Source organism: Enterobacter cloacae complex sp. IR5459 (genome assembly GCF_049238005.1).
Classification (GTDB): Bacteria; Pseudomonadota; Gammaproteobacteria; order Enterobacterales; family Enterobacteriaceae; genus Enterobacter; species Enterobacter hormaechei_C.
Genome location: NZ_JBMKIG010000003.1, coordinates 338,509 through 363,144, shown reverse-complemented (window position 1 = coordinate 363,144; position 24,636 = coordinate 338,509). Strand labels below are relative to the sequence as shown.

The window sequence follows — 24,636 nt, the reverse complement described above, 5'->3', positions numbered from 1 at the left end:
CAGGGAGAGGGCCGGGGTGAGGGCACCAGACCGCACCCTACTTGACCATTTTCCCCTTCAGCAATTTCCGCACCCACAGTCGGTTTGGATTCAGCCCCGCGAGCGTAACCCTGTCCAGCGGAACCGGCTCGTCGCTCATTTGCGCGGCTAACGCTTCAGCCAGCAGCGGCGCGGAGCACAATCCCCGCGAGCCTAAGCCACCCAGCATAAACAGCTCGGGGTGAACGGGCGCACTTACCGCCGTTTCTTTGCTGTCTGCAAGATCCTGATAGACTTCAAGCGTGGCGTCATAGTCCGGCACGTTTCCCGCCATCGGCAGGTGATCGCGGGTCGCGCAGCGTACGCCGCAGCGCGCCTGACCCTCACTGACATCAACCTCTTTCGCCCACGACGCATCCGGAAAACTGTCGACCAGGCGCTGGCGGTTTTGCTGCTGATCCGCTTCGCTGTACTGCATATCTGTTTCACCGCGATGGTAGCTGGCGCCGATGCAGTGATGGCCGTTGGAGGGATTTTGCGGCGTCAGGTAGCCGTCGTAACACAGCACCTGACGCAGTTTGCTCAGTTGGGGCGCGGTCGGGATATGGCTCACCTGGCCGCCGACTGGATAAACCGGCAATGACGCTGTCTGGGTAAACTGAGTGATGTGATGTCCGTTGGCCAGCACAACGCTGGCATGCTGGGCCTCTTTACCGTCAGCGAAACGCAGTTCCCAGTGCGCAGTGCGGCTTAGCGATTGAACCTTATGGGCATAATGCACTGTCAACCCACGCGACTGCCCGAGGGCTATCGCCGCAGAAGTCAGTTCAGCCGGACACAGCCAGCCGCCGAGTGGATACTGAATACCCCCGCAGCCGGTGTCGACGCCAGTGGTCTCTGTAACCTGCTGTGCCGTCACTGCATGGGCGATGTCCTCCGGCAGCCCCAGCGACAGCATTTGGGTGATTTTCTGCTGGCTCTTCTCGTCCCAGCCGAGCTGCGTCACGCCGCACCAGTCGTGGTCGAACGCAACCGGCAGGCTGTCGTAAAGGCGGCGAGCAAACGTAAACGCCGCCGGGAAGAACTGGAACAGTGCCGGATCGTGTGCACTTAATAAGGGATAAAGCGCGCCCTGACGGTTGCCTGATGCGCCCGTCGCCGGCCCCTCGTCAGCGCAGTAGAGCGTCACCTGCCAGCCACGGTGCAGCAGCGCCAGCGAGAGCAGAGCGCTGGCAATACCCCCGCCCACAATAGCGACCTCACGCGAGGTGCTGGCGCGGCGGGCAAACCAGGGGGCCTGCGCCGGGATCGCCAGATCCTGTTCCATCACCCCGACCAGCATGTCGCGTTTGCGGCCAAAGCCTTTGGTTTTCCGCATGGTAAACCCCGCCTCCTGCAACCCACGACGGACAAAGCCCGCGGAGGTGAAGGTAGCAAGCGTCGCGCCCGGGCGCGCCAGACGTGCCATGGCGCTAAACAGGTGCGGGCTCCACATGTCCGGGTTTTTAGCGGGCGCAAAACCGTCCAGGAACCAGGCGTCCACTTTCTGATTCATTGAGTCATCAAGCTTATCGGTCAGGTCGTTAATATCGCCCAGCCACAGGTCGAGGGTGACGCGTCCGTCATCCAGAATCAGACGATGACAGCCGCCGATAGCCGGTGGCCACTGGGTCTGAAGCTGTTCCGCCCAGTGGGCAAGCTCCGGCCAGCTCTGATGGGCAAGCCGCAGATCGTGCGCGGTAAGCGGAAATTTTTCGAAACTGATGAAATGTAATCTTTGTAAGGTAGCCTCGGGGTATGCAGCGCGAAAACAATCGAATGCCTGCCAGAGGGTCAGAAAATTCAGCCCGGTGCCGAAACCGCTCTCCGCCACGACGAACAGACTGCGCGGATGCTCAGGGAAGCGGGTGCCGAGATGATTTCCGTCGAGGAAAACATAGCGCGTCTCTTCCAGTCCGTTATCATTAGAAAAGTAGACGTCATCAAAATCTCGGGAAACAGGTGTACCCTCAGCGTTGAATTCGAGGTTGGCAGGTTGTATGGCGTTTTGTTTCACGTAAGTTACTCGTCCGACAGGCAGTGGCACGATCTTAGCGATGTGAGCCCATCGGTGCAAATTTCCACAGAAAATGGCTGATCGGACTTGTTCGGCGTACAAGTGTACGCTATTGTGCGACTCGAAACTTTTTATAGTGCGACTTACAGAGGTATTGAATGAAACGTGCAGTGATTACTGGCCTGGGCATCGTTTCCAGCATCGGTAATAACCAGCAGGAAGTCCTGGCATCTCTGCGTGAAGGACGCTCCGGGATCACTTTCTCTGAAGAGTTTAAAGATTCTGGAATGCGTAGCCACGTATGGGGTAACGTTAAACTGGACACCACCGGTTTAATTGACCGTAAAGTGGTTCGTTTCATGAACGATGCCTCTATCTACGCCTATCTTTCCATGCAGGAAGCGATCAAGGATTCTGGTCTGAGCGAAGACGTTTACCAGAACAACCCACGCGTGGGCCTGATTGCAGGTTCCGGCGGTTCTTCTAAAGCTCAGGTGTTCGGTGCTGACGCCATGCGCAGCCCGCGCGGCCTGAAAGCGGTCGGTCCATATGTTGTGACCAAAGCCATGGGTTCAGCGGTTTCCGCGTGCCTGGCAACGCCGTTCAAAATCCACGGTGTGAACTACTCCATCAGCTCCGCATGTGCGACCTCCGCACACTGTATCGGTAATGCGGTTGAGCAGATCCAACTGGGCAAACAGGACATCGTATTTGCTGGCGGTGGCGAAGAGCTGGGCTGGGAAATGGCCTGTGAGTTCGACGCGATGGGCGCACTGTCCACTAAATACAACGAAACGCCAGACAAAGCGTCCCGTACTTATGATGCACACCGCGACGGTTTTGTTATCGCTGGCGGCGGCGGTATGGTTGTGGTTGAAGAGCTGGAACACGCGCTGGCGCGTGGCGCGCACATCTATGCTGAGATCGTGGGCTACGGCGCAACGTCTGACGGCGCTGACATGGTTGCTCCATCCGGTGAAGGCGCGGTGCGCTGCATGAAGATGGCGATGCACGGTGTTGATACTCCAATCGACTACCTGAACTCCCACGGCACCTCAACGCCGGTAGGCGACGTGAAAGAGCTGGGTGCGATCCGTGAAGTGTTCGGCGACAACAGCCCGGCTATCTCTGCAACCAAAGCCATGACCGGTCACTCTCTGGGTGCGGCGGGCGTGCAGGAAGCGATCTACTCTCTGCTGATGCTGGAAAACGGCTTTATCGCGCCAAGCATCAACATCGAAGAGATGGACGAGCAGGCGGCTGGCCTGAACATCGTGACTGAAACCACCGAACGTGAGCTGACGACCGTTATGTCCAACAGCTTCGGTTTCGGCGGCACTAACGCCACGCTGGTGATGCGTAAGCTGAAAGCGTAAGCGTTTGAAGGTATAGTAGAAGGGAGCCGCGCGGCTCCCTTTTTTTATGCCTGAACACGGAGTTATGCATGAAGGCTGTTACCCCTGAGAAGAGCGCTCCTTCCGGGAACCTCTCCCTTTTCCGCATCGCCTTTGCGGTGTTTCTGACCTATATGACCGTTGGCCTGCCGCTGCCGGTGATCCCCTTGTTCGTTCACCAGGAGCTGGGCTATGGCAACACCATGGTCGGCATTGCGGTGGGCATTCAGTTTTTAGCGACGGTATTAACCCGGGGCTACGCCGGTCGCCTGGCGGATCAGCACGGCGCAAAACGCTCGGCGTTGCAGGGCATGTTTGCCTGCGGGCTGGCGGGGGGAGCCTGGCTGCTGGCGGCGCTGTTGCCAATAGATGCAGCGTATAAATTCGCGCTGCTGGTGGTAGGGCGCCTGATCCTCGGCTTTGGCGAAAGCCAGCTGCTGACCGGCACCCTGACCTGGGGAATGGGGCTGGTGGGACCTGCGCGTTCCGGAAAAGTGATGTCCTGGAACGGGATGGCGATTTACGGCGCACTGGCGGCAGGCGCGCCGCTGGGGCTGCTGATCCACAGCCAGTTTGGTTTTGCGGCGCTTGCAGGCACCACCATAGTATTGCCGCTGCTGGCGTGGGCGTTTAACGGTTCGGTGCGTAAGGTGCCCGCCCATAAAGGCGAGCGTCCTTCGCTGTGGAGCGTGGTGGGGCAAATCTGGCAGCCGGGGCTCGGGCTGGCGCTTCAGGGGGTGGGCTTCGCGGTTATTGGTACCTTTGTCTCCCTCTATTTCATGAGCCGCGGCTGGGCGATGGCGGGCTTTACGCTGACGGCCTTTGGCGGCGCGTTTGTATTGATGCGCGTGCTGTTTGGCTGGATGCCGGATCGCTTTGGCGGCGTGAAGGTGGCCGTGGCGTCACTTGTCATTGAGACCGTGGGGCTGGTACTGCTCTGGCAGGCGCCGTCCGCATCCGTTGCGCTGCTGGGTGCGGCGTTAACCGGCTGCGGCTGCTCGCTGATCTTCCCGGCGCTGGGCGTTGAAGTGGTGAAGCGCGTGGCTCCACAGGTGCGCGGCACGGCGCTGGGCGGCTATGCGGCGTTTCAGGATATCTCATACGGCATCACCGGGCCGCTGGCGGGGCTGCTTGCAACGTCGTTTGGCTATCCTTCCGTATTTCTCGCCGGTGCGGTGTCAGCGGTGGTGGGGATCGTGGTGACGCTGGTGGCGTTTCGCAAGCGGTAGTATGTTGCCGGGTGGCGGCTTCGCCTTACCCGGCCTACTGTTCGAGCCGTTGAAGACCCGGTAAGCGAAGCGCCACCGGGCAAATCCTCACGCAACCAGCCAGAAAATCGCCAGCGCAATCACCAACGCGATCAACATCAATCCCGGACGGGCAGAAAGCGTTTTGAACGTATCAACTACGGGGGCAAACAGCGGGCTGTAGATCGGCTGAATGTTTCTTACCTCCGGCACGCCGCCTTCCCGCTCGGCGCGGCGAACGAAGATCTGATTGAGCACATCCTGCACCTGGGCGGTGGTCAGCACCGTTTGCGGCGTAGCCTGCCAGCTCTGCTGAGCGTAATCCCGGATCGTATCGAACTCGTGCGGTTCCAGCGGTTGTTTCAGCGCCGCCTGTACGCTGTGCAGGGTCGGGGCGCTCTGGGTGCTGAGCGTCTGACGCGCCTGGAGCCAGGTGACCAGATGGGTAAACTGTTTTGCCGGGATCATCTCGCCCGCTTTCACACCGGAAAGTTCCAGCATGGATTGCCAGATAAGCTTTGTTGGTTCGCCGGTTGCGGCAGCCAGCTTAGTGACCATCTGCTTGAGCGTATTATGCTCCGCAGGCTGCAATGGCCGTTCTGTAGACGGGCGCTGTTGCGGCTGCGGGATAGAAAGCTGATTGCTTTGCAGCAGGGTCAACACGGTTTTCAGCTGTTCCGGCGAAAGCTGGCTCAGGGCGGTATGACCGTACTGTTGACGGATAAAATCACTCACCGCCTGACGATTATTCCCCTGGCCCAACAGCTCGGTCAGCTGCGAGATAATCTGGCGGGTGGTATGTTGCTGCTGTGCGCTGGTAAGACGCTGGTTCAGGTTTTGTTCGGCGGCAGGGAAATGGCGCGACTGTAGCTGCGCATCGTTTCTGACGCCCAAATCGTGCTTCACGCCGGCCCACACCTCTGCGTTTTGCTGTGAGGTCAACGCAATAAGACGCGTGATCAGACGCTCCAGTACGGTGCGTTGCTGCGTGGAGAGCGGTTGTTCGCCTGGCGTGTTGGGCGTTACGGGGCCTTCACCCGGAGGGCGCGGAGGCGTACCTGAAATGGGCTGCATCGTCAAAAATCCTTAAAGTCAAACTCTGCGTAACCGGGCGGAGATATATGCCCGGCGGCGAGATTATGGCACACTTGGTAGGTTTACTTCCTCTCAAACAGGTACTCAGACGTGAAAATCCTCGTTGATGAAAATATGCCTTACGCCCGTGAGCTGTTCAGCCGCCTGGGTGAGGTTAAGGCTGTCCCTGGTCGCCCGATTCCGGTCAGCGAACTGGACGATGCAGACGCCCTGATGGTGCGCTCGGTGACTAAAGTAAATGAGGCGCTGCTCACCGGCAAAGGGGTTAAATTTGTCGGGACGGCAACGGCCGGGACCGATCATGTGGATGACCAGTGGCTTAAGCAAGCGGGGATTGGTTTTTCCGCGGCGCCAGGCTGTAACGCCATTGCCGTCGTGGAATATGTTTTCTCCTCGCTATTGATGCTGGCCGAGCGCGATGGTTTTACGCTGAAAGACCGCACCGTCGGGATTGTGGGGGTGGGCAACGTGGGCGGACGTCTGCAAAAGCGTCTGGAAGCCTGGGGAATCCGCACCCTGCTGTGCGATCCGCCGCGTAAGGATAACGGTGATGAAGGCGACTTCCGCACACTGGATGAGCTGGTCGACGAGTGCGACGTCATCACCTTCCATACGCCGCTCTTTAAAGAGGGGCCGTATAAGACCCTGCACCTGGCCGACGAAAAGCTGATCCGCCGTCTGAAGGCTGGCACTATTCTGATAAATGCCTGCCGGGGACCGGTGGTGGATAACGCGGCGCTGCTGGCATGTCTCGACGAAGGACAAGAGCTTAGCGTCGTGCTGGACGTCTGGGAGCCAGAGCCTGATCTCAACGTCGCATTGCTGGATAAGGTAGACGTGGGTACCGCACATATCGCGGGTTATACCCTTGAAGGCAAAGCGCGTGGCACAACCCAGGTGTTTGAGGCTTACAGCGCCTTTATCGGCCATCCGCAGCAGGTGGCGCTGGATACGCTGCTGCCCGCCCCGGAATTTGGCCGCATTACCCTTCATGGCCTGCTGGATGAGGCAACGCTGAAAAGACTGGTGCATTTGGTGTATGATGTGCGCCGCGATGACGCGCTGCTGCGTAAAGTGGCGGGTATTCCGGGTGAGTTTGACAAGCTACGCAAAAATTACCTTGAGCGCCGCGAGTGGTCTTCCCTGTATGTCATGTGCGATGACGCGTCAGCGGCGGGGCTGCTGCATAAACTGGGATTTAACGCCGTTCACCACCCGGCACGTTAATGTCTTCTTAATGCTCCCTGTCGGATGTTCCGGCAGGGACGCTTTTTATTTCTGGAGTAAACCACCATGTCTGAAGGCTGGAACATTGCCATTTTGGGTGCCACTGGCGCCGTGGGCGAAGCCCTGCTTGAAACCCTTGCTGAGCGTCAGTTCCCGGTGGGTGAGATTTACGCACTGGCGCGTACCGACAGCGCAGGAGAACAGCTGCGTTTCGGCGGGAAATCCTTGATGGTGCAGGACGCCGCCGCGTTTGACTGGACGCAGGCTCAGCTGGCGTTTTTTGCCGCAGGTGCGCAAGCCACGGCGTCTTACATTGAAGAAGCGACAAATTCAGGCTGTCTGGTGATCGACCTGAGCGGCCTGTTCTCCCTGGAGCCGGATGTGCCGCTGGTGGTGCCGGACGTCAACCCGTTTGTGCTGGCTGACTACCGCAACCGCAACATCATTGCAGTACCGAACAGCCTCACCAGCCAGCTGCTGACCGCGCTGAAGCCGCTGATCGACGACGGTGGCCTGTCGCGTATTTCCGTGACCAGCCTGCTGTCAGCCTCCGCTAACGGCAAAAAAGCCGTAGACGCACTGGCAGGGCAGAGCGCGAAGCTGCTGAACGGTATCCCGATCGACGAAGATGATTTCTTTGGCCGCCAGCTGGCGTTCAACATGCTGCCGCTACTGCCGGATCGTGAAGGTTCGGTGCGGGAAGAGCGTCGTATCGTCGATGAAGCACGCAAAATTTTGCAGGATGACGGGCTGATGATCTCCGCGAATGTCGTGCAGTCTCCGGTCTTTTACGGCCACGCGCAGATGGTCGGGTTTGAAGCCCTGCGTCCGCTGGCGGCTGAAGAAGCCCGCGACGCGTTTGGCCGCGGAGAGGACATTGTCCTGTCCGAAGAGAGCGAATTCCCGACGCAGGTGGGCGACGCCACCGGCAGCGCGCATCTCTCTGTGGGCTGTGTGCGTAACGATTACGGTATGCCTGAGCAGGTGCAGTTCTGGTCTGTTGCCGACAACGTGCGTTTCGGCGGCGCGCTGATGGCGGTCAAAATCGCGGAAAAACTGGTGCAGGAGTATCTGTACTGATGTCAGATGTGGAACAAAAGCCGGTCCACAGAATTGCCCTCGGCATTGAATACGATGGCAGTAAATACTATGGCTGGCAGCGGCAGAATGAGGTGCGCAGCGTCCAGGAGAAGCTGGAGAAAGCGCTCTCTCAGGTAGCGAATGAACCGATAAGCGTCTTCTGCGCGGGCCGCACCGATGCCGGCGTTCACGGCACGGGGCAGGTGGTGCATTTTGACACCACCGCCGTGCGCAAAGACGCGGCCTGGACGCTGGGTGTAAATGCGAATTTGCCTGGTGACATTGCCGTGCGTTGGGTGAAAGCTGTGCCGGATGATTTTCACGCGCGTTTCAGCGCGACGGCGCGGCGCTACCGTTATGTCATCTATAACCAGCGCCTGCGCCCGGCGGTGTTAAGCCAGGGCGTGACGCATTTTTATGAACCGCTGGATGCAGAACGTATGCAGCGTGCGGCGCAGTGTCTGATTGGAGAGAATGATTTTACGTCGTTTCGTGCGGTGCAGTGTCAGTCCCGTACGCCGTGGCGTAACGTCATGCACATTAACGTCAGTCGGTATGGCGCGTATGTGGTGGTGGATATCAAAGCCAATGCCTTTGTACATCATATGGTGCGGAATATTGTGGGCAGCCTGATGGAAGTGGGCGCCGGACACCAGCCGGAGAGCTGGATTGCAGAACTGCTTGCAGCGAAGGACAGAACGCTTGCGGCAGCAACGGCGAAAGCGGAAGGGCTGTATCTGGTTTCGGTGGATTATCCGGACCGGTTCGACCTGCCAAAACCGCCAATGGGCCCGCTGTTTTTAGCGGACTAAACAAAGGTGCAATTAGGGCTTAGACAATATGGACGTAATACGTTTTCTGATTGATTTCATCCTGCATATTGATGTTCACCTGGCGGAGCTGGTCGCGCAGTACGGCGTCTGGGTTTACGCCATTCTGTTCCTCATTCTGTTCTGTGAAACCGGCCTTGTGGTTACGCCGTTCCTGCCTGGAGATTCACTGCTGTTCGTGGCGGGCGCGTTATCCGCACTGCCAACGAATGACCTGAATGTCCATCTGATGGTCGTCCTGATGATCATCGCCGCGATTGTTGGTGATGCGGTCAACTACACCATCGGGCGGGTGTTTGGCGAGCGGTTGTTCAGTAATCCGGACTCGAAGATTTTCCGCCGCAGTTATTTAGATAAGACCCATGCGTTCTATGAGCGCCATGGCGGTAAGACCATTATCCTTGCCCGTTTTGTGCCTATTGTGCGTACATTTGCACCGTTTGTGGCGGGAATGGGTCACATGTCCTATCGTCATTTTGCCATGTACAACGTGGTGGGCGCGCTGCTGTGGGTGCTGCTGTTCACCTATGCAGGCTACCTGTTTGGCGATCTGCCGGTGGTTCAGGAAAACCTTAAGTTACTGATTGTAGCGATTATTGTGCTTTCCGTACTGCCTGGCGTCATCGAAATTATCCGTCACAAACGCGCGGCGGCAAAGCAAGCGAAGTAAATGCACGCTGGCGGTTCGACCACTTTTTTATCCAAAGTTTCGGGCTGTTATGTTTTAATGTGCAACATTCATGGTCTGTTGGAGGCAAAAATGGCATTATTCGCCTCTTACAGCAAAACTGGCATACGACCAGGTTCAGGCAGAAAGGTTATCAATGAGCTGGATTGAACGAATTAAAAGCAACATTACCCCAACGCGTAAAGCGAGCATTCCTGAAGGGGTATGGACGAAGTGTGATAGCTGCGGCCAGGTTCTGTATCGCGCAGAGCTGGAACGCAATCTTGAGGTGTGTCCGAAGTGTGACCACCATATGCGTATGTCGGCGCGCAACCGCCTGCATAGCCTGCTGGACGAAGGTTCTCTGGTAGAACTGGGCAGCGAACTGGAGCCAAAAGATGTGCTCAAGTTCCGCGACTCCAAAAAATACAAAGATCGTCTGGCCTCTGCGCAGAAAGAGACCGGCGAGAAAGACGCGCTAATCGTCATGAAAGGCACCCTGCATGAAATGCCGGTGGTTGCCGCCGCGTTTGAGTTCTCCTTTATGGGCGGCTCAATGGGCTCCGTGGTCGGCGCGCGTTTCGTGCGTGCCGTTGAGCAGGCGCTGGAAGACAACTGCCCGCTGATCTGCTTCTCCGCCTCCGGTGGCGCACGTATGCAGGAAGCGCTGATGTCCCTGATGCAGATGGCGAAAACCTCTGCGGCGCTGGCGAAAATGCAGGAGCGCGGTCTGCCGTACATTTCGGTACTGACCGACCCAACCATGGGCGGCGTTTCTGCAAGCTTCGCCATGCTGGGCGACCTGAACATCGCGGAGCCAAAAGCGCTGATCGGCTTTGCCGGTCCTCGCGTTATCGAGCAGACCGTACGTGAGAAACTGCCGCCGGGCTTCCAGCGCAGTGAGTTCCTCATTGAGAAAGGCGCTATCGATATGATCGTCCGCCGTCCGGAAATGCGCCTGAAACTGGCCAGCATTCTGGCGAAGCTGATGAATCTGCCGGCGCCGAACCCGGACGAGCCGCGCGAAGGCGTGGTGGTACCGGATCAGGAACCCGAGGCCTGATAACTGAAAAGGGCAGGGCCGAATGGCGCTGCCCTTTTGCTTTCTAAACCGTTAATGACAACCGGGCATCATGGAAAATAAAAGCATTCCTCAAGCCACGTCGCCCCTGGCCGCGTGGCTTTCTTATCTGGAAAACCTGCACAGTAAAACTATCGACATGGGCCTTGAGCGCGTAAGCCAGGTTGCCGCGCGTCTTGACGTGCTGAAACCCGCGCCTTTCGTGTTTACCGTCGCCGGCACTAACGGTAAAGGCACCACCTGCCGCACGCTGGAATCTGTCCTGATGGCGGCGGGGTACAAAGTTGGCGTTTACAGCTCGCCGCATCTGGTGCGCTATACCGAGCGCGTGCGGGTGCAAAACACCGAGCTGGCGGAATCGGCCCATACGGCGTCGTTTGCCGCTATCGAAGCGGCGCGCGGCGAAACCTCATTAACCTATTTCGAATACGGCACCCTGTCGGCGCTGTGGCTGTTTAAGCAGGCGCAGCTGGACGTGGTGATCCTGGAAGTGGGGCTGGGCGGGCGTCTGGATGCCACCAATATGGTGGATGCGGATGTCGCCGTCGTCACCAGCATCGCGCTGGATCACACCGACTGGCTGGGCCCGGACCGCGAGAGCATTGGCCGTGAGAAGGCCGGTATTTTCCGGGCCAATAAGCCTGCCGTGGTAGGCGAACCGGACATGCCACATACCATCGCTGAGGTAGCGAAAGAGAAGGGCGCTCGTCTGCTGCGTCGCGGCGTGGACTGGCAGTATGAGGTGCAGGACAACGGCTGGCGCTTCAGCGATGCGCAGGGCGTGCTGGAGAGTCTGCCCCTGCCGCAGGTGCCACAGCCTAACGCGGCGACCGCGCTGGCGGCACTGCGCGCCAGCGGATTAGCGGTAAGCGAGCAGGCAATCCGCGATGGCATTCAGAACGCACTGTTACCGGGACGTTTTCAGATTGTGAGTGAGTCACCGCGTCTGATTCTGGATGTTGCACATAACCCGCATGCGGCGGCGTACCTCGCAGGACGTCTCAAATCGTTACCAAAAACCGGGCGCGTGCTGGCGGTTATCGGTATGCTTCATGATAAAGATATCGGCGGCACGCTGGCCTGCATGGAGAGTGTGGTCGATAGCTGGTATTGTGCTCCTCTGGAAGGGCCGCGCGGCGCGACTGCTGAGCAGTTGATGGAACATCTCGGCAAAGGCGAAATCTACAGCAGTGTGGTTTCGGCCTGGCGTGCCGCGATGGCGGAGGCTAAACCAGAAGATACCGTGCTGGTGTGTGGGTCATTCCACACGGTGGCACATGTCATGGAAGTGATGGACGCGGGGAGAACCGGTGGCGAGTAAGTTTCAGAACCGTTTAACAGGAACCATTGTGCTGGTCGCGCTCGGGGTGATTATTCTCCCGGGATTGCTCGACGGGCAGAAAAAGCATTACCAGGATGAATTTGCGGCCATTCCGCTGGTACCCAAACCGGGCGATCGCGACGAGCCCGATATGTTGCCAGCGGCAACGCAGGCGCTGCCTGCCCAGCCGCCAGAAGGCGCAGCGGAAGAGGTGCGCGCAGGTGATGCAGCCGCGCCGTCGCTCGATCCCTCGCGCCTGGCGACGAACAATAACATCGAGATTGATCCGGTGCCGGTAGAACAGCCTAAGCCTGTTGAGAAGCCGAAACCGGTGGAGAAGCCGCAGCCGAAACCGCAGCGGGATAAAGCGGCCGAGCAACTGGCAGCCGCTTCAGAAACGCCACCGCAGGCAAAACAGGACGCGGCCCCTACCGGCAAAGCCTATGTCGTTCAGCTCGGTGCGTTGAAAAATGCAGATAAGGTCAATGAGATCGTGAGTAAACTGCGCGGCGCGGGATACCGTGTTTATACTTCACCCACCACGCCGGTACAGGGTAAAATTACGCGTATCCTCGTGGGGCCGGATGCGTCGAAAGATAAGCTCAAAGGTTCGCTTGGCGAGCTGAAGCAAATCTCCGGCCTGAGCGGTGTGGTGATGAACTACAGCGCCAACTGATAGAAATTATCCCCTCACCCTGGCCCTCCCCCTAAAGGGGCGAGGGGTCGGTTTACTCCCTCTCCCTTGAGGGAGAGGGCCGAGGTGAGGGGGAGGCAGACGTTCACAGAAACGTCAACGGTGCGGGGCGTTGAGCATTTTTTCAGCGCCTTTTTTATTTACGCGTGGGAAGGAAATCCCTACGCAAACGTTTTCTTTTTCTGTTAGAATTCGCCCCGAACTGGATGACAGGGCGTTAAATCGTGGGACACATATGGTCTGGATTGATTACGCCATCATTGCGGTGATTGGTTTTTCCTGTCTGGTTAGCCTGATCCGTGGCTTTGTTCGTGAAGCGTTATCGCTGGTAACCTGGGGTTGTGCTTTCTTTGTTGCCAGTCATTACTACACTTACCTGTCTGTCTGGTTCACGGGCTTTGAAGATGAACTGGTCCGAAACGGAATCGCCATCGCGGTGCTGTTTATCGCGACGCTGATTGTCGGCGCTATCGTCAATTACGTGATAGGTCAGCTGGTCGAGAAAACCGGTCTGTCAGGAACGGACAGGGTGCTCGGCATCTGTTTCGGCGCGTTGCGAGGCGTGCTCATTGTGGCCGCGATCCTGTTCTTCCTGGATACCTTTACCGGGTTCTCCAAAAGTGAAGACTGGCAAAAATCGCAGCTCATTCCGGAGTTCAGCTTCATCATCAGATGGTTCTTTGACTATCTGCAAAGCTCGTCGAGTTTCTTGCCCAGGGCATAAACCCTGAGATGTGGCTTAACGAGGAAAAGACGAATGTGCGGTATTGTCGGTATCGCCGGTTTCATGCCGGTAAACCAGTCGATTTATGACGCGTTAACGGTGCTTCAGCACCGTGGGCAGGATGCTGCGGGTATCATCACCATTGATGCAAACAACTGCTTCCGTTTACGCAAGGCGAACGGCCTGGTAAACGATGTATTTGAAGCCCGCCATATGCAGCGTCTGCAAGGTAATATGGGGATCGGTCACGTTCGTTATCCTACTGCTGGCAGTTCCAGCGCCTCTGAGGCTCAGCCTTTTTACGTTAACTCCCCGTATGGCATCACGCTTGCCCACAATGGCAATCTGACCAATGCCCACGAGCTGCGTAAAAAGCTGTTTGAAGAGAAACGTCGCCACATTAACACCACCTCTGATTCTGAAATCCTGCTCAATATCTTTGCCAGCGAGCTGGATAACTTCCGCCATTATCCGCTGGAAGCAGACAACATTTTTGCTGCCGTTGCCGCGACTAATCGCCAGATCCGTGGCGCGTATGCTTGCGTGGCGATGATCATCGGTCATGGCATGGTAGCCTTCCGCGATCCAAACGGCATTCGCCCGCTGGTGCTCGGCAAACGTGATCTCGGCGATGGCCGTTCCGAGTACATGGTTGCCTCCGAAAGCGTGGCGCTGGATACTCTGGGCTTCGAATTCCTGCGTGATGTCGCGCCAGGCGAAGCGGTCTACATCACTGAGAAGGGCCAGCTGTTTACCCGTCAGTGCGCCGACAATCCGGTGAGCAACCCGTGCCTGTTCGAATACGTTTACTTCGCGCGTCCGGACTCGTTCATCGACAAGATTTCCGTTTACAGCGCGCGCGTCAATATGGGGACGAAGCTGGGCGAGAAGATTGCCCGCGAGTGGGACGATCTCGACATCGACGTCGTCATCCCAATCCCTGAAACCTCCTGTGATATCGCGCTGGAGATTGCCCGTATTCTGGACAAGCCGTACCGTCAGGGCTTCGTGAAAAACCGCTACGTGGGCCGCACCTTTATCATGCCGGGCCAGCAGCTGCGTCGTAAGTCAGTACGTCGTAAGCTGAACGCTAACCGCGCCGAGTTCCGCGACAAGAACGTGCTGCTGGTGGACGACTCTATTGTGCGCGGCACGACGTCTGAGCAGATCATCGAGATGGCGCGTGAGGCCGGGGCGAAGAAAGTGTATCTTGCCTCCGCAGCGCCGGAAATTCGCTTCCCGAACGTGTATGGCATTGATATGCCAACCGCTAACGAGCTGATTGCTCACGGTCGTGAAGTAGACGAAATCCGGCAGATCATCGGTGCCGACGGTCTGATTTTCCAGGATCTGAACGATCTGATCGACGCGGTGCGCGCTGAGAACCCGGATATTCAGCAGTTCGAATGCTCGGTATTCAATGGGATCTACGTGACGAAAGACGTTGACCAGCAGTATCTCGACTATCTGGATTCTCTGCGTAACGACGATGCGAAAGCCGTCCAGCTGCAAAACGATCTCGAAAGCTTAGAGATGCACAACGAAGGTTGATGCGTATGCAGGTGAGGGCGCTCGCCCTCACTTGCAACTCCCCGTAAAATCCTGCACAGTCTGCCCTGAAATCAGCAAGGGCGAAAATCATGAAACGACTCATTGTAGGGATCAGCGGTGCCAGCGGCGCGATTTATGGCGTCCGGCTGTTACAGGTGCTGCGTGACGTTGCAGGCGTAGAAACCCATCTGGTGATGAGCCAGGCGGCGCGTCAGACCCTCTCTCTTGAAACCGATCTCTCTCTGCGCGACGTTCAGGCCCTGTCTGACGTTGTCCACGATGCCCGCGATATCGCCGCCAGCATCTCTTCGGGCTCGTTTAAAACGGCCGGCATGGTTATTTTGCCCTGTTCGATTAAAACCCTTTCCGGCATTGTAAACAGCTATACCGACACGCTGGTGACGCGTGCAGCGGATGTGGTGCTGAAAGAGCGTCGTCCTCTGGTGCTCTGCGTGCGGGAAACGCCGCTGCACCTGGGACATCTGCGTTTAATGACGCAGGCAGCCGAACTGGGGGCCGTGATTATGCCGCCGGTCCCCGCGTTCTATCATCGTCCGCAAACGCTGGATGATGTCATCAACCAGACCGTTAACCGCGTGCTGGATCAGTTCGATATCGACCTGCCGGAAGATCTCTTTACCCGCTGGCAGGGGGCGTGAAGCTGTGCACAAACAAGGTGCATGAAAAGACAATTTGCCCTGTTTCAGGGCAAAACTGCAACCGCGATCATATCCTCGACATTTAATTCGCTTTTTCCTTTTTTCTCTTTCCGGTTCGTTCGGCAGACCTGCTATCTTTCACCATTAAGGCAGTATCGCAACGTTTTATTAACATATTTAACGTCGTAGTTTTATCCCGACGACAATGTGGCATAAGACCTGCAAGAGCAGCCTGCAACACAACACACAACATAAACCATAATAAAATCACGGTTCTTGAGGGTAAATGTATGAAGAAGACGGTTCTGGCTCTGTCTTTGCTCGTGGGCTTGAGTGCGGCAGCAAGTAGCTATGCAGCGCTTCCACAGACAGTTCGTATCGGTACAGACGCAACCTACGCGCCATTCTCCTCCAAGGATGCGAAAGGCGACTTCGTGGGGTTTGATATCGATCTGGGAAATGAGATGTGCAAACGCATGGAAGTGAAATGCACATGGGTGGGCAGTGACTTTGACGCGCTGATCCCGTCGCTGAAAGCCAAGAAAATTGATGCCATTATCTCTTCTCTCTCCATCACGGAAAAACGTCAGCAGGAGATTGCCTTCTCTGAGAAGCTCTACGCTGCCGACTCACGTCTGATTGCCGCGAAAGGCTCGCCAATCCAGCCGACCATCGACTCGCTGAAAGGCAAACATGTTGGCGTGCTTCAGGGCTCGACCCAGGAAGGTTTCGCCAATGCAAACTGGCGCGAGAAGGGCGTCGATGTGGTGGCTTACCAGAACCAGGATCTGATCTACTCTGACCTGGCGGCAGGCCGTCTGGATGCCGCGTTTCAGGATGAAGTCGCCGCGAGCGAAGGCTTCCTGAAACAGCCTGCGGGTAAAGAGTACGCCTTTGCCGGCCCGTCGGTAAAAGACAAAAAATACTTTGGCGACGGTACCGGTATTGGCCTGCGTAAGGATGATACCGAGCTGAAAGCCGCCTTCGACAAAGCGTTTAATGAGCTGCGTAAAGACGGTACCTACGACAAACTGGCGAAGAAATACTTCGATTTCAACGTCTACGGTGATTAATGCCTGAATGAGATGCACTGAAGTGGTGCATCTCTGTGGGGTTGTGTTCCAGTATGGTGCAACGCATGCACCATGCTGGATCGCTGTGTGCATAGTTAAGCATTTATAATGCAAAAATTCCCGTACAAAGGCATTAATCTTTGCCTGAATGAGGGGATTAATGGCACATTAACAACACCCCGTCGTCGTAAAAATCTCGTATTAAGACAGTTTGTTGAGGACAGATATGAAAAAACTGGTGTTGTCACTTTCTCTGGTACTGGCTTTTTCCAGCGCCACCGCGGCATTCGCAGCAATTCCGCAGAAAATTCGTATTGGAACTGACCCAACCTATGCACCTTTCGAATCGAAGAATGCGAAGGGAGAACTGGTCGGTTTTGACATCGATCTGGCTAACGAGCTGTGCAAACGCATTAAAGTGCAATGTACCTACGTTGAAAACCCGCTGGATGCGCTGATCCCGTCCCTGAAAGCGAAGAAAATTGACGTGATCATGTCCTCCCTGTCCATCACTGAAAAACGTCAGCAGGAGATTGCCTTCACGGACAAACTCTACGCGGCGGACTCACGTCTGGTGGTGGCGAAATCCTCTGACATTCAGCCAACCCTTGAATCTCTGAAAGGCAAACGCGTGGGCGTGTTGCAGGGTACTACGCAGGAAACCTACGGCAACGAGCACTGGGCGCCAAAGGGGATTGAAATTGTCTCTTACCAGGGTCAGGAAAACATCTACGCAGACCTGACGGCAGGCCGCATTGATGCAGCATTCCAGGATGAAGTGGCGGCAAGCGAAGGTTTCCTGAAACAGCCTGTGGGTAAAGATTACAAGTTCGGCGGTCCGTCCATTAAGGACGAAAAACTCTTTGGCGTTGGCACCGGTATGGGCCTGCGTAAAGAAGACAACGAACTGCGTCAAGCCCTGAACAAAGCGTTCGCCGAGATGCGCGCGGACGGCACCTATGACAAGCTGGCGAAAAAGTACTTCGATTTTAATGTTTACGGCGGCTAATCGCCCCGTCTGATAACGTGCGGCCCCTCCCGTTCCGGGAGGGGAAAAGACACGGTTCCACCACTCACGAGACGACAGGGCACGCGGTATGCTGTACGGATTTTCTGGCGTTATTTTACAGGGCGCGCTTGTCACCCTTGAGCTGGCTATCAGCTCCGTGGTGCTGGCGGTGCTGATAGGCCTGGCGGGCGCGGGGGCAAAATTATCCGCCAACAGACCGCTGGCGCTGATATTTGAAGGCTATACCACGCTGATTCGCGGCGTGCCTGACCTGGTGCTGATGCTGCTGATCTTTTACGGCCTGCAAATCGCACTTAACGGCGTAACGGATGCCATCGGCATGGAGCAGATCGATATCGACCCGATGGTGGCCGGTATTATTACCCTTGGTTTTATCTACGGTGCCTATTTCACTGAGACTTTCCGCGGCGCTTACATGGCCGTGCCGAAAGGGCATATTGAAGCGGCGACCGCCTACGGTTTTACCTCCTCACAAACGTTTCGCCGGATCATGTTCCCGGCCATGATGCGCTACGCGCTGCCGGGCATCGGGAACAACTGGCAGGTTATTCTCAAGGCAACGGCGCTGGTCTCCCTGCTGGGTCTGGAAGATGTGGTGAAGGCCACGCAGCTGGCAGGTAAAAGCACCTGGGAACCGTTCTATTTTGCGGTGGTTTGCGGCCTAATCTATCTGGTCTTTACGACCGTCTCCAATGGTGTGCTGCTTCTGCTTGAACGTCGCTACTCCGTGGGTGTGAAGAGGGCTGACCTGTGATTGAGATTATTCAGGAGTACTGGAAATCCCTGCTTTGGACGGATGGCTACCGCTTTACTGGCGTGGCGATCACGCTGTGGCTGCTGATCTCCTCGGTGGTAATGGGCGGCATTCTGGCGGTGTTTCTTGCCATTGGCCGCGTGTCGAACAATAAATTTATTCAGTTCCCTATCTGGCTGTTCACCTACGTGTTTCGCGGTACGCCGCTGTACGTACAGCTGCTGGTGTTCTATTCCGGGATGTACACGCTTGAGATCGTAAAAGGCACTGAAATGCTGAATGCGTTCTTCCGCAGCGGTCTGAACTGTACGGTGCTGGCGCTGACCCTCAATACCTGCGCCTATACCACCGAGATCTTTGCCGGGGCCATCCGTTCTGTGCCGCACGGTGAGATCGAGGCGGCGCGCGCGTACGGCTTCTCGTCCGTGAAGCTCTACCGCTGTATTATTCTGCCTTCGGCGCTGCGTATTGCGCTGCCGGCGTACAGCAACGAAGTGATTTTAATGCTGCATTCGACGGCACTGGCGTTTACCGCCACGGTACCGGATCTGTTAAAGATTGCCCGCGATATTAACTCTGCCACCTACCAGCCGTTTACGGCGTTTGGCATTGCAGCAGTGCTCTATTTGATCATTTCTTACGTCCTGATCAGCCTGTTCCGTAAGGCTGAAAAACGCTGGTTGCAGCATATAAAACCGTCGACGCACTGAGAATTTATGATGGCTGAGAACAAATTAAACGTAATTGATTTGCACAAGCGCTACGGCGAACATGAAGTGCTGAAAGGGGTGTCGCTGGAGGCTAACGCGGGCGACGTGATCAGTATTATCGGCTCATCAGGTTCGGGTAAAAGTACCTTCCTGCGCTGCATCAACTTCCTCGAAAAGCCGAGCGAAGGGTCGATTGTGGTGAGCGGACAGAACATCAACATGGTCCGTGATAAAGACGGCCAGCTTAAAGTGGCGGATAAAAATCAGCTGCGCCTGCTGCGTACGCGTCTGACAATGGTGTTCCAGCACTTCAATCTCTGGAGCCACATGACGGTGCTGGAGAACGTGATGGAAGCGCCGGTTCAGGTGCTCGGCTTAAGCAAGCAGGAAGCCCGCGAGCGTGCGGTCAAATACCTCGCGAAAGTGGGGATCGACGAGCGGCAGCAGATCAAATATCCGGTGCACCTGTCAGGGGGGCAGCAGCAGCGTGTTTCTATCGCCCGTGCGCTGGCGATGGAGCCGGAAGTGTTGCTGTTTGACGAACCGACTTCCGCGCTGGATCCTGAACTCGTTGGCGAAGTGCTGCGCATCATGCAGAAGCTGGCGGAAGAGGGCAAAACAATGGTGGTGGTGACGCACGAGATGGGCTTCGCCCGTAACGTTTCTAACCACGTTATCTTCCTGCATCAGGGCAAGATTGAAGAGCAGGGTCATCCGGACGAGGTGCTGGCGAACCCGCAAAGCCCGCGTTTGCAGCAGTTCCTGAAAGGCTCGTTGAAGTAGGTTTGGCCTTTCTCCCTCTCCCTGTGGGAGAGGGCCGGGGTGAGGGCATCAGGCCGCAGAGCCGCCCAATTGCCCGGTGGCGCTTCGCTTACCGGGCCTACAAAAACCGTAGGCCGGGCAAACGCAGTGCCGCCCGGCATTCAACACTCGAGCCGATACACCCAGTCGTCATACCGTACGCCGTTAATCTCGTACGCCTTCTCCAGCACCTGCGTGCGCACAAAACCCGCTTTCTCAAGGACCCGCACCGACCCGACGTTATCCGCCAGCACGTACGCGTTTATCGCCTTCACGCCCGTCTGGTTAAATGCATACTCACACACCGCGCGCAGCGCTTCGCTGGCAATGCCTTTTCCCTGCGCGGCAGGCACAACCGTGTAGCCAATATCCGCCTCTTCACGGTTCGCCGCACTGATTTGCAGGCCGATATCCCCGAGCGGCTTAACGTCGTTATGCAGACGGATTACAAAGACATGCTCCGCCATCAGGCGTGCGGCAAATACGCGGCGCGTCTCTTTTTCCGGTGTAATAGCGGCCATATAGCGCATGATGGCGGGGTCTTCGCGCAGAGAGCGGAAGAATGCCCAGTCAGAAGGTTCGAAAGGGGTGAGGTTAAGCCGGGTTGTGGTGATGGTTGCCATAGTTACGCCATATCATCCAGACATGGCGTATAACTCTAACATATTCACTGCACCACATCCCCCAGCGCCTCTTCCAGGTCATACCAGCGGAACGTAAACCCGGCCGCTTCCAGCCGTTTTGGCAGCGCGCGCTGCCCGCCCAGTACCAGCACCGAAGACTCACCCATCAGCAGACGAATCGCCGTCGCAGGCACGCGCAGCACCGCCGGGCGATGCAGGGCATGACCCAGGGCATGAGCAAATTGCTCATTACGTACCGGATACGGAGAGACCATGTTAAACGGCCCACGCAGGTCGTTATCCAGCAGCCAGAGAATACCGTTGACCATATCGTCGATATGGATCCACGCCAGATACTGACGACCGTTTCCGATGGGCCCGCCAAGCCCCATTTTAAACGGCGGCAACATTTTACCGAGAATACCGCCTTTCGGAGCAAGCACCACGCCGGTGCGCAGCAGGCAGACGCGGGTGTTATCGCTCTGCGCCCCGCAGGCGATACGCTCCCATTGGGCGCAGAGTTTATGGGTAAACTCGTTGTGCGGCGGCTCTTCTTCGGTCACCACCACTTCACCAAGATCGCCATAGTAGCCTGTAGCAGAGCCTGAAATCAGCACCGAGGGCGGCGTCTCGCTGTTGCGAATCAGCTCAACCAGCCTTTCGGTCATATTCCAGCGACTGCTGCATAAACGCTGTTTTTGCTCTTCGGTCCAGCGTTTATCGGCGATTGGTTCGCCTGCAAGGTTGATGACGGCGTCAAAGCCGTTCAGATCCTGCCTTTCCGCAAGGCCTTTCCAGATCTCAACGCCGGTGCCCAGCACCTGGCGCGCTTTCTCCGGGCTGCGCGTGACCACGGTAATGTCGTGATGCAACGCCTGCAAACGTGGAATGAGATGGCGACCAATCAGGCCCGTACCGCCGGTGAGCAGGATCTTCATACAACCTCCAGGTTTACGCCTGGCGCTGCCAGCTTAACGTCATGGAGACGGAGTCGGCGTAGCGCAGTGCGTGAAGTTTATCGATCTCCACTTCAGCATAAGTGACCCAGTGGTGTTCGCGTGCGATGTCGAGCACATCCTGAGTTAATTTTTCCAGTAGCGCAAAACGGTTGTTCTCTACGTACTGGATGATGCTTTTGGTGATCGTGCGATAGTTCAACGCGTCATTGATGTCTTCGCTGGCGCGCGCCTTGTCTGCCGGGTAGTGGATCACCACATTCACCACGATATCCTGGCGATTCGCGATCTCCTCCTCTTTGATACCAATGAACGTGCGTAAGCGTAAGTTTTTTATACGAATAATAGCGTCATGCTGGGACATTGCAGGTCTTCTCCGTGTCAGTATTTTCACCTCATCATACATGAGGAGAACACCTGCACCCAACGGGGCGCAGGATCAAATCTGATGGATTTTTTGCATGGCGCGTTCGGTGGCCGGGCGGGTCCGGATGCGCTCAAACCAGTTGTTCACCGCCGGATAAGTGGCCAGGTCGATCCGGTGGCGTTCATGGGTATTGATCCACGGCCAGCAGGCGATATCTGCGATGCTGTAATGCTCACCTCCCAGCCACGGTGATTTTTCCAGCCGACGGTTCAGTACCCCGTACAGGCGCTGGGTTTCGACCTGATATCGCTCAATGGCGTAAGGGATCGTCTGCGGCGCATAGGCCGTAAAGTGGTGATTCTGCCCCAGCATCGGCCCGAGGCCGCTCGACTGCCAGAATAACCATTGCAGCGTGTGATGACGCTCGCGCAACTCACCGCTCAGGAGCTTGCCGGTTTTCTCTGCCAGATAGAGCAAAATCTCTCCGGACTCAAACAGGCTTAACGGTTTGCCGCCGTCAGAGGGCAGGTTATCAATGATGGCCGGAATTTTATTGTTGGGCGAGATGGCCAGAAAAACGGGGCGGAACTGGTCGCCTTTACTGATATCCACGCGAATGATCCGGTAGTCCACTTCGGCTTCTTCAAGAAAGAGTGTGATCTTATGGCCATTAGGGGTGGGGGCATAATAGAGATCTATCATTCTCAACTCCTGTCAGTGCGAATAGTGTTGCCATGAAAAATCAGTATAGGTGCTTGTTGTAAATCGTGAGTTTTCATCAAGTGACAGCGAGGCAAAGAGATTATATGTTGAGTGAAGACCGATCAGCCGAAGAGGATGTTATGAGCCAGCCTGTAATAACGTTGTGGTCCGATGCGAACTTTTTTTCTCCTTATGTCATGAGCGTTTATGTGGCGCTGGCAGAAAAGGGGCTTACTTTTACTCTGAAAACCGTTGACCTGGACAGCGGCGAACACCTGAAGCCTCAGTGGCAGGGCTACGCGCTCACTCGCCGAGTCCCTGTGCTGGAGATCGACGGTTTTGAGTTGAGTGAATCTTCGGCGATTGACGAGTACCTTGAGGACCGATTTGCCCCGCCTGAGTGGGAACGCATCTATCCTCACGATCTGCAAAAGCGCGCCCGCGCCCGCCAGATCCAGGCGTGGCTGCGTAGCGACCTGGTGCCGATTCGCACAGAACGCTCCACGGACGTGGTGTTCGCTGGCGTCAAAAAGCCCGCCCTCAGTGAGGAAGGCTTATCCAGCGCCCGGAAGCTGATTGAAACTGCGTCATCGCTGCTGGCGCAGGGTAACCCCAACCTGTTTGGCGAGTGGTGTATTGCCGACACCGATCTGGCGCTGATGCTCAATCGCCTGATCCTCAACGGGGATGACGTCCCACAACTGCTGGTGGATTACGCCACATTCCAGTGGCAACGCGCGTCGGTACAGCGCTATCTGGCACTCTCTGCTAAGCGCGCGGGCTGATAAGACGGGACGCTTGAGGTATGATAGGGGCAGTCTGTATTCCCGAGGAGTAACTGATGAAACTGATGTTTGCGTCGGATATTCATGGATCGCTGCCCGCGACCGAACGCGTGCTTTCTCTGTTCGCCCAAAGCGGGGCGCAGTGGCTGGTGATCCTGGGCGATGTGCTAAACCACGGCCCACGCAATGCGTTGCCGGAAGGCTATGCTCCCGCGCAGGTGGCGGAAAAACTTAATCATTTTGCCTCGCGCATTATAGCCGTTCGCGGCAACTGTGACAGTGAAGTTGACCAGATGCTGCTGCATTTTCCCATTACCGCGCCCTGGCAACAGGTGTTGATGGAAAACAGCCGTTTGTTCCTGACCCACGGGCACCTGTTCGGCCCGGATAACCTGCCGTCACTCGCCGCTGGCGATGTCCTGGTTTATGGTCATACTCATATTCCGGTGGCGGAAAAGCGCGGGGCGTTTTATCACTTTAACCCCGGGTCTGTCAGCATTCCTAAAGGCGGCAACCCGGCAAGCTACGGCATGTATGAAGACGGGACATTAAGCGTTATCGCACTTAATGATCAGCAAGTTATTGCGCAGATAGCGATTAATCCGTAAGTTACACCACAACTGCAAACGCGCCGAAAGAGCGCTTAGACGAGAAGGTTTCCCGATGGTGGAGCAGAATCATTTGGCAAGTACTGAATGGGTTGACATTGTCAGCGAAGAAAATGAAGTGATCGCGCAGGCCAGCCGCGAACAAATGCGTGCGGAGCGTCTGCGTCACCGCGCGACGTACATCGTTGTTCATGACGGCATGGGCAAGATTCTGGTCCAGCGTCGCACCGACACCAAAGATTTTCTTCCTGGTATGCTGGATGCCACAGCGGGTGGCGTCGTGCAGGCCGATGAAGTGCTGCTGGATTCCGCGCGTCGTGAAGCGGAAGAAGAGTTAGGTATCGCTGGCGTGCCGTTTGCCGAGCACGGCCAGTTTTATTTCGAAGATGAGCATTGTCGCGTCTGGGGCGGCCTGTTTAGCTGCGTTTCCCATGGGCCTTTCGCCTTGCAGGAAGAGGAAGTGAGCGAAGTATGCTGGATGACGCCGGAAGAGATCACCGCGCGTTGCGACGAATTCACACCGGATTCCCTTAAAGCACTGGCGCTGTGGATGACCCGCAACGCCAAAAACGAATCCGCTAAACCGGAAAATAAGGCGGAAAAAGAGGAAGAGGCTGAGTAA

At 56.6% G+C, this 24,636-nt stretch carries 26 protein-coding genes; 20 read left to right on the top strand and 6 right to left on the bottom strand.

Annotated elements, in window-relative coordinates; translation table 11 throughout:
* Positions 1-37: 37 nt before the first annotated feature.
* Positions 38-2,035 (bottom strand): bifunctional tRNA (5-methylaminomethyl-2-thiouridine)(34)-methyltransferase MnmD/FAD-dependent 5-carboxymethylaminomethyl-2-thiouridine(34) oxidoreductase MnmC, encoded by a 1,998-nt coding sequence (mnmC, locus tag ACOTX4_RS08135; protein WP_045331047.1) that lies wholly within the window; start codon positions 2,033-2,035, stop codon positions 38-40.
* 158 nt (positions 2,036-2,193) lie between these two features.
* Here mnmC and fabB point away from each other — a divergent pair, with 158 nt between their 5' ends.
* Complete coding sequence (gene fabB / locus ACOTX4_RS08130; protein WP_003861395.1) at positions 2,194-3,411, top strand: beta-ketoacyl-ACP synthase I; 1,218 nt, start codon at positions 2,194-2,196, stop codon at positions 3,409-3,411.
* Positions 3,412-3,479: 68 nt separating this feature from the next.
* Positions 3,480-4,658, top strand: a complete 1,179-nt coding sequence (locus ACOTX4_RS08125) for an MFS transporter (RefSeq protein ID WP_045331050.1) — start codon at positions 3,480-3,482, stop codon at positions 4,656-4,658.
* An 87-nt stretch (positions 4,659-4,745) separates the two neighbouring features.
* On the opposite strand, the gene flk is transcribed toward ACOTX4_RS08125, so the two are convergent.
* A complete protein-coding gene (flk, locus tag ACOTX4_RS08120) occupies positions 4,746-5,750 on the bottom strand; it encodes a flagella biosynthesis regulator Flk (RefSeq protein ID WP_045331054.1) in 1,005 nt (334 codons plus the stop codon).
* Between the two features lie 111 nt (positions 5,751-5,861).
* Here flk and pdxB point away from each other — a divergent pair, with 111 nt between their 5' ends.
* The 15 genes from pdxB (at position 5,862) to hisP (ending at position 19,955) form a co-directional block, all read left to right on the top strand.
* The gene (gene pdxB, locus ACOTX4_RS08115) at positions 5,862-6,998 is read left to right on the top strand and encodes a 4-phosphoerythronate dehydrogenase PdxB (RefSeq protein ID WP_023314591.1); all 1,137 of its coding nucleotides are present in this window, start codon (positions 5,862-5,864) and stop codon (positions 6,996-6,998) included.
* Between the two features lie 66 nt (positions 6,999-7,064).
* On the top strand, positions 7,065-8,078 hold the full coding sequence (locus ACOTX4_RS08110; RefSeq protein WP_003861403.1) for an aspartate-semialdehyde dehydrogenase: 1,014 nt from the start codon (positions 7,065-7,067) through the stop codon (positions 8,076-8,078).
* Positions 8,078-8,890, top strand: coding sequence for a tRNA pseudouridine(38-40) synthase TruA (gene truA, locus ACOTX4_RS08105; RefSeq protein WP_001286071.1), 813 nt, complete (start codon positions 8,078-8,080; stop codon positions 8,888-8,890). Before ACOTX4_RS08110 ends, truA begins: the two co-directional genes overlap by 1 nt.
* 28 nt (positions 8,891-8,918) lie before the next feature.
* Positions 8,919-9,578 (top strand): DedA family protein, encoded by a 660-nt coding sequence (locus ACOTX4_RS08100; RefSeq protein WP_003861406.1) that lies wholly within the window; start codon positions 8,919-8,921, stop codon positions 9,576-9,578.
* Between the two features lie 154 nt (positions 9,579-9,732).
* On the top strand, positions 9,733-10,638 hold the full coding sequence (accD, locus tag ACOTX4_RS08095; protein WP_003861408.1) for an acetyl-CoA carboxylase, carboxyltransferase subunit beta: 906 nt from the start codon (positions 9,733-9,735) through the stop codon (positions 10,636-10,638).
* A gap of 70 nt (positions 10,639-10,708) precedes the next feature.
* Positions 10,709-11,977: a bifunctional tetrahydrofolate synthase/dihydrofolate synthase gene (gene folC / locus ACOTX4_RS08090; protein ID WP_017692992.1), complete on the top strand. Its 1,269-nt coding sequence runs from the start codon at positions 10,709-10,711 to the stop codon at positions 11,975-11,977.
* Complete coding sequence (gene dedD, locus ACOTX4_RS08085; protein WP_003861412.1) at positions 11,967-12,653, top strand: cell division protein DedD; 687 nt, start codon at positions 11,967-11,969, stop codon at positions 12,651-12,653. The genes folC and dedD overlap by 11 nt, the downstream gene beginning before the upstream one ends.
* A gap of 253 nt (positions 12,654-12,906) precedes the next feature.
* Positions 12,907-13,395: a colicin V production protein gene (gene cvpA, locus ACOTX4_RS08080; RefSeq protein WP_000262116.1), complete on the top strand. Its 489-nt coding sequence runs from the start codon at positions 12,907-12,909 to the stop codon at positions 13,393-13,395.
* Between the two features lie 33 nt (positions 13,396-13,428).
* Positions 13,429-14,946 carry an amidophosphoribosyltransferase gene (purF, locus tag ACOTX4_RS08075; RefSeq protein ID WP_008502595.1) on the top strand — a complete coding sequence of 506 codons (1,518 nt, stop codon included), beginning with the start codon at positions 13,429-13,431 and terminating at the stop codon, positions 14,944-14,946.
* A gap of 89 nt (positions 14,947-15,035) precedes the next feature.
* Complete coding sequence (locus tag ACOTX4_RS08070; protein ID WP_023314587.1) at positions 15,036-15,605, top strand: UbiX family flavin prenyltransferase; 570 nt, start codon at positions 15,036-15,038, stop codon at positions 15,603-15,605.
* 290 nt (positions 15,606-15,895) lie between these two features.
* Positions 15,896-16,678, top strand: coding sequence for a lysine/arginine/ornithine ABC transporter substrate-binding protein ArgT (argT, locus tag ACOTX4_RS08065; RefSeq protein WP_003861418.1), 783 nt, complete (start codon positions 15,896-15,898; stop codon positions 16,676-16,678).
* A 226-nt stretch (positions 16,679-16,904) separates the two neighbouring features.
* Entirely contained in the window at positions 16,905-17,687 is a 783-nt protein-coding gene (hisJ, locus tag ACOTX4_RS08060; protein ID WP_045331058.1) for a histidine ABC transporter substrate-binding protein HisJ, read from the top strand.
* 88 nt (positions 17,688-17,775) lie between these two features.
* Entirely contained in the window at positions 17,776-18,462 is a 687-nt protein-coding gene (locus ACOTX4_RS08055) for a histidine ABC transporter permease HisQ (protein WP_003861422.1), read from the top strand.
* Positions 18,459-19,172, top strand: a complete 714-nt coding sequence (locus ACOTX4_RS08050) for an ABC transporter permease (protein WP_003861424.1) — start codon at positions 18,459-18,461, stop codon at positions 19,170-19,172. Before ACOTX4_RS08055 ends, ACOTX4_RS08050 begins: the two co-directional genes overlap by 4 nt.
* A gap of 9 nt (positions 19,173-19,181) precedes the next feature.
* A complete protein-coding gene (hisP, locus tag ACOTX4_RS08045; RefSeq protein WP_003861426.1) occupies positions 19,182-19,955 on the top strand; it encodes a histidine ABC transporter ATP-binding protein HisP in 774 nt (257 codons plus the stop codon).
* Between the two features lie 140 nt (positions 19,956-20,095).
* Here hisP and ACOTX4_RS08040 read toward each other — a convergent pair whose 3' ends face one another.
* The 4 genes from ACOTX4_RS08040 to yfcG form a co-directional block, all read right to left on the bottom strand.
* The gene (locus ACOTX4_RS08040; protein WP_022651543.1) at positions 20,096-20,596 is read right to left on the bottom strand and encodes a GNAT family N-acetyltransferase; all 501 of its coding nucleotides are present in this window, start codon (positions 20,594-20,596) and stop codon (positions 20,096-20,098) included.
* Positions 20,597-20,640: 44 nt separating this feature from the next.
* Positions 20,641-21,534 (bottom strand): TIGR01777 family oxidoreductase, encoded by an 894-nt coding sequence (locus tag ACOTX4_RS08035; RefSeq protein ID WP_003861430.1) that lies wholly within the window; start codon positions 21,532-21,534, stop codon positions 20,641-20,643.
* Between the two features lie 13 nt (positions 21,535-21,547).
* Positions 21,548-21,916 (bottom strand): dihydroneopterin triphosphate 2'-epimerase, encoded by a 369-nt coding sequence (gene folX, locus ACOTX4_RS08030; protein ID WP_003861432.1) that lies wholly within the window; start codon positions 21,914-21,916, stop codon positions 21,548-21,550.
* A gap of 75 nt (positions 21,917-21,991) precedes the next feature.
* Positions 21,992-22,621 carry a GSH-dependent disulfide bond oxidoreductase gene (yfcG, locus tag ACOTX4_RS08025; RefSeq protein ID WP_003861434.1) on the bottom strand — a complete coding sequence of 210 codons (630 nt, stop codon included), beginning with the start codon at positions 22,619-22,621 and terminating at the stop codon, positions 21,992-21,994.
* A gap of 140 nt (positions 22,622-22,761) precedes the next feature.
* Between yfcG and yfcF the strand changes: the two genes are divergently transcribed.
* Genes yfcF through yfcD form a run of 3 tightly spaced genes read left to right on the top strand, consistent with a single transcriptional unit; the run spans position 22,762 to position 24,636 of the window.
* On the top strand, positions 22,762-23,406 hold the full coding sequence (gene yfcF, locus ACOTX4_RS08020) for a glutathione transferase (RefSeq protein ID WP_003861435.1): 645 nt from the start codon (positions 22,762-22,764) through the stop codon (positions 23,404-23,406).
* Positions 23,407-23,462: 56 nt separating this feature from the next.
* Positions 23,463-24,014, top strand: a complete 552-nt coding sequence (gene yfcE, locus ACOTX4_RS08015; protein ID WP_017692997.1) for a phosphodiesterase — start codon at positions 23,463-23,465, stop codon at positions 24,012-24,014.
* A 55-nt stretch (positions 24,015-24,069) separates the two neighbouring features.
* Positions 24,070-24,636 (top strand): NUDIX hydrolase YfcD, encoded by a 567-nt coding sequence (gene yfcD / locus ACOTX4_RS08010; protein WP_006811396.1) that lies wholly within the window; start codon positions 24,070-24,072, stop codon positions 24,634-24,636.

Coding starts and splice junctions, on each gene's coding strand:
- purF (WP_008502595.1), top strand. CDS start 13,429: ATGTGCGGTATTGTCGGTATCGCCGGTTTCATGCCGGTAAACCAGTCG.
- yfcD (WP_006811396.1), top strand. CDS start 24,070: ATGGTGGAGCAGAATCATTTGGCAAGTACTGAATGGGTTGACATTGTC.
- flk (WP_045331054.1), bottom strand. CDS start 5,750: ATGCAGCCCATTTCAGGTACGCCTCCGCGCCCTCCGGGTGAAGGCCCC.
- ACOTX4_RS08100 (WP_003861406.1), top strand. CDS start 8,919: ATGGACGTAATACGTTTTCTGATTGATTTCATCCTGCATATTGATGTT.
- ACOTX4_RS08125 (WP_045331050.1), top strand. CDS start 3,480: ATGAAGGCTGTTACCCCTGAGAAGAGCGCTCCTTCCGGGAACCTCTCC.
- yfcE (WP_017692997.1), top strand. CDS start 23,463: ATGAAACTGATGTTTGCGTCGGATATTCATGGATCGCTGCCCGCGACC.
- yfcF (WP_003861435.1), top strand. CDS start 22,762: ATGAGCCAGCCTGTAATAACGTTGTGGTCCGATGCGAACTTTTTTTCT.
- hisP (WP_003861426.1), top strand. CDS start 19,182: ATGGCTGAGAACAAATTAAACGTAATTGATTTGCACAAGCGCTACGGC.
- ACOTX4_RS08055 (WP_003861422.1), top strand. CDS start 17,776: ATGCTGTACGGATTTTCTGGCGTTATTTTACAGGGCGCGCTTGTCACC.
- ACOTX4_RS08070 (WP_023314587.1), top strand. CDS start 15,036: ATGAAACGACTCATTGTAGGGATCAGCGGTGCCAGCGGCGCGATTTAT.
- cvpA (WP_000262116.1), top strand. CDS start 12,907: ATGGTCTGGATTGATTACGCCATCATTGCGGTGATTGGTTTTTCCTGT.
- hisJ (WP_045331058.1), top strand. CDS start 16,905: ATGAAAAAACTGGTGTTGTCACTTTCTCTGGTACTGGCTTTTTCCAGC.
- accD (WP_003861408.1), top strand. CDS start 9,733: ATGAGCTGGATTGAACGAATTAAAAGCAACATTACCCCAACGCGTAAA.
- argT (WP_003861418.1), top strand. CDS start 15,896: ATGAAGAAGACGGTTCTGGCTCTGTCTTTGCTCGTGGGCTTGAGTGCG.
- ACOTX4_RS08035 (WP_003861430.1), bottom strand. CDS start 21,534: ATGAAGATCCTGCTCACCGGCGGTACGGGCCTGATTGGTCGCCATCTC.
- folX (WP_003861432.1), bottom strand. CDS start 21,916: ATGTCCCAGCATGACGCTATTATTCGTATAAAAAACTTACGCTTACGC.
- ACOTX4_RS08110 (WP_003861403.1), top strand. CDS start 7,065: ATGTCTGAAGGCTGGAACATTGCCATTTTGGGTGCCACTGGCGCCGTG.
- truA (WP_001286071.1), top strand. CDS start 8,078: ATGTCAGATGTGGAACAAAAGCCGGTCCACAGAATTGCCCTCGGCATT.
- folC (WP_017692992.1), top strand. CDS start 10,709: ATGGAAAATAAAAGCATTCCTCAAGCCACGTCGCCCCTGGCCGCGTGG.
- yfcG (WP_003861434.1), bottom strand. CDS start 22,621: ATGATAGATCTCTATTATGCCCCCACCCCTAATGGCCATAAGATCACA.
- ACOTX4_RS08040 (WP_022651543.1), bottom strand. CDS start 20,596: ATGGCAACCATCACCACAACCCGGCTTAACCTCACCCCTTTCGAACCT.
- fabB (WP_003861395.1), top strand. CDS start 2,194: ATGAAACGTGCAGTGATTACTGGCCTGGGCATCGTTTCCAGCATCGGT.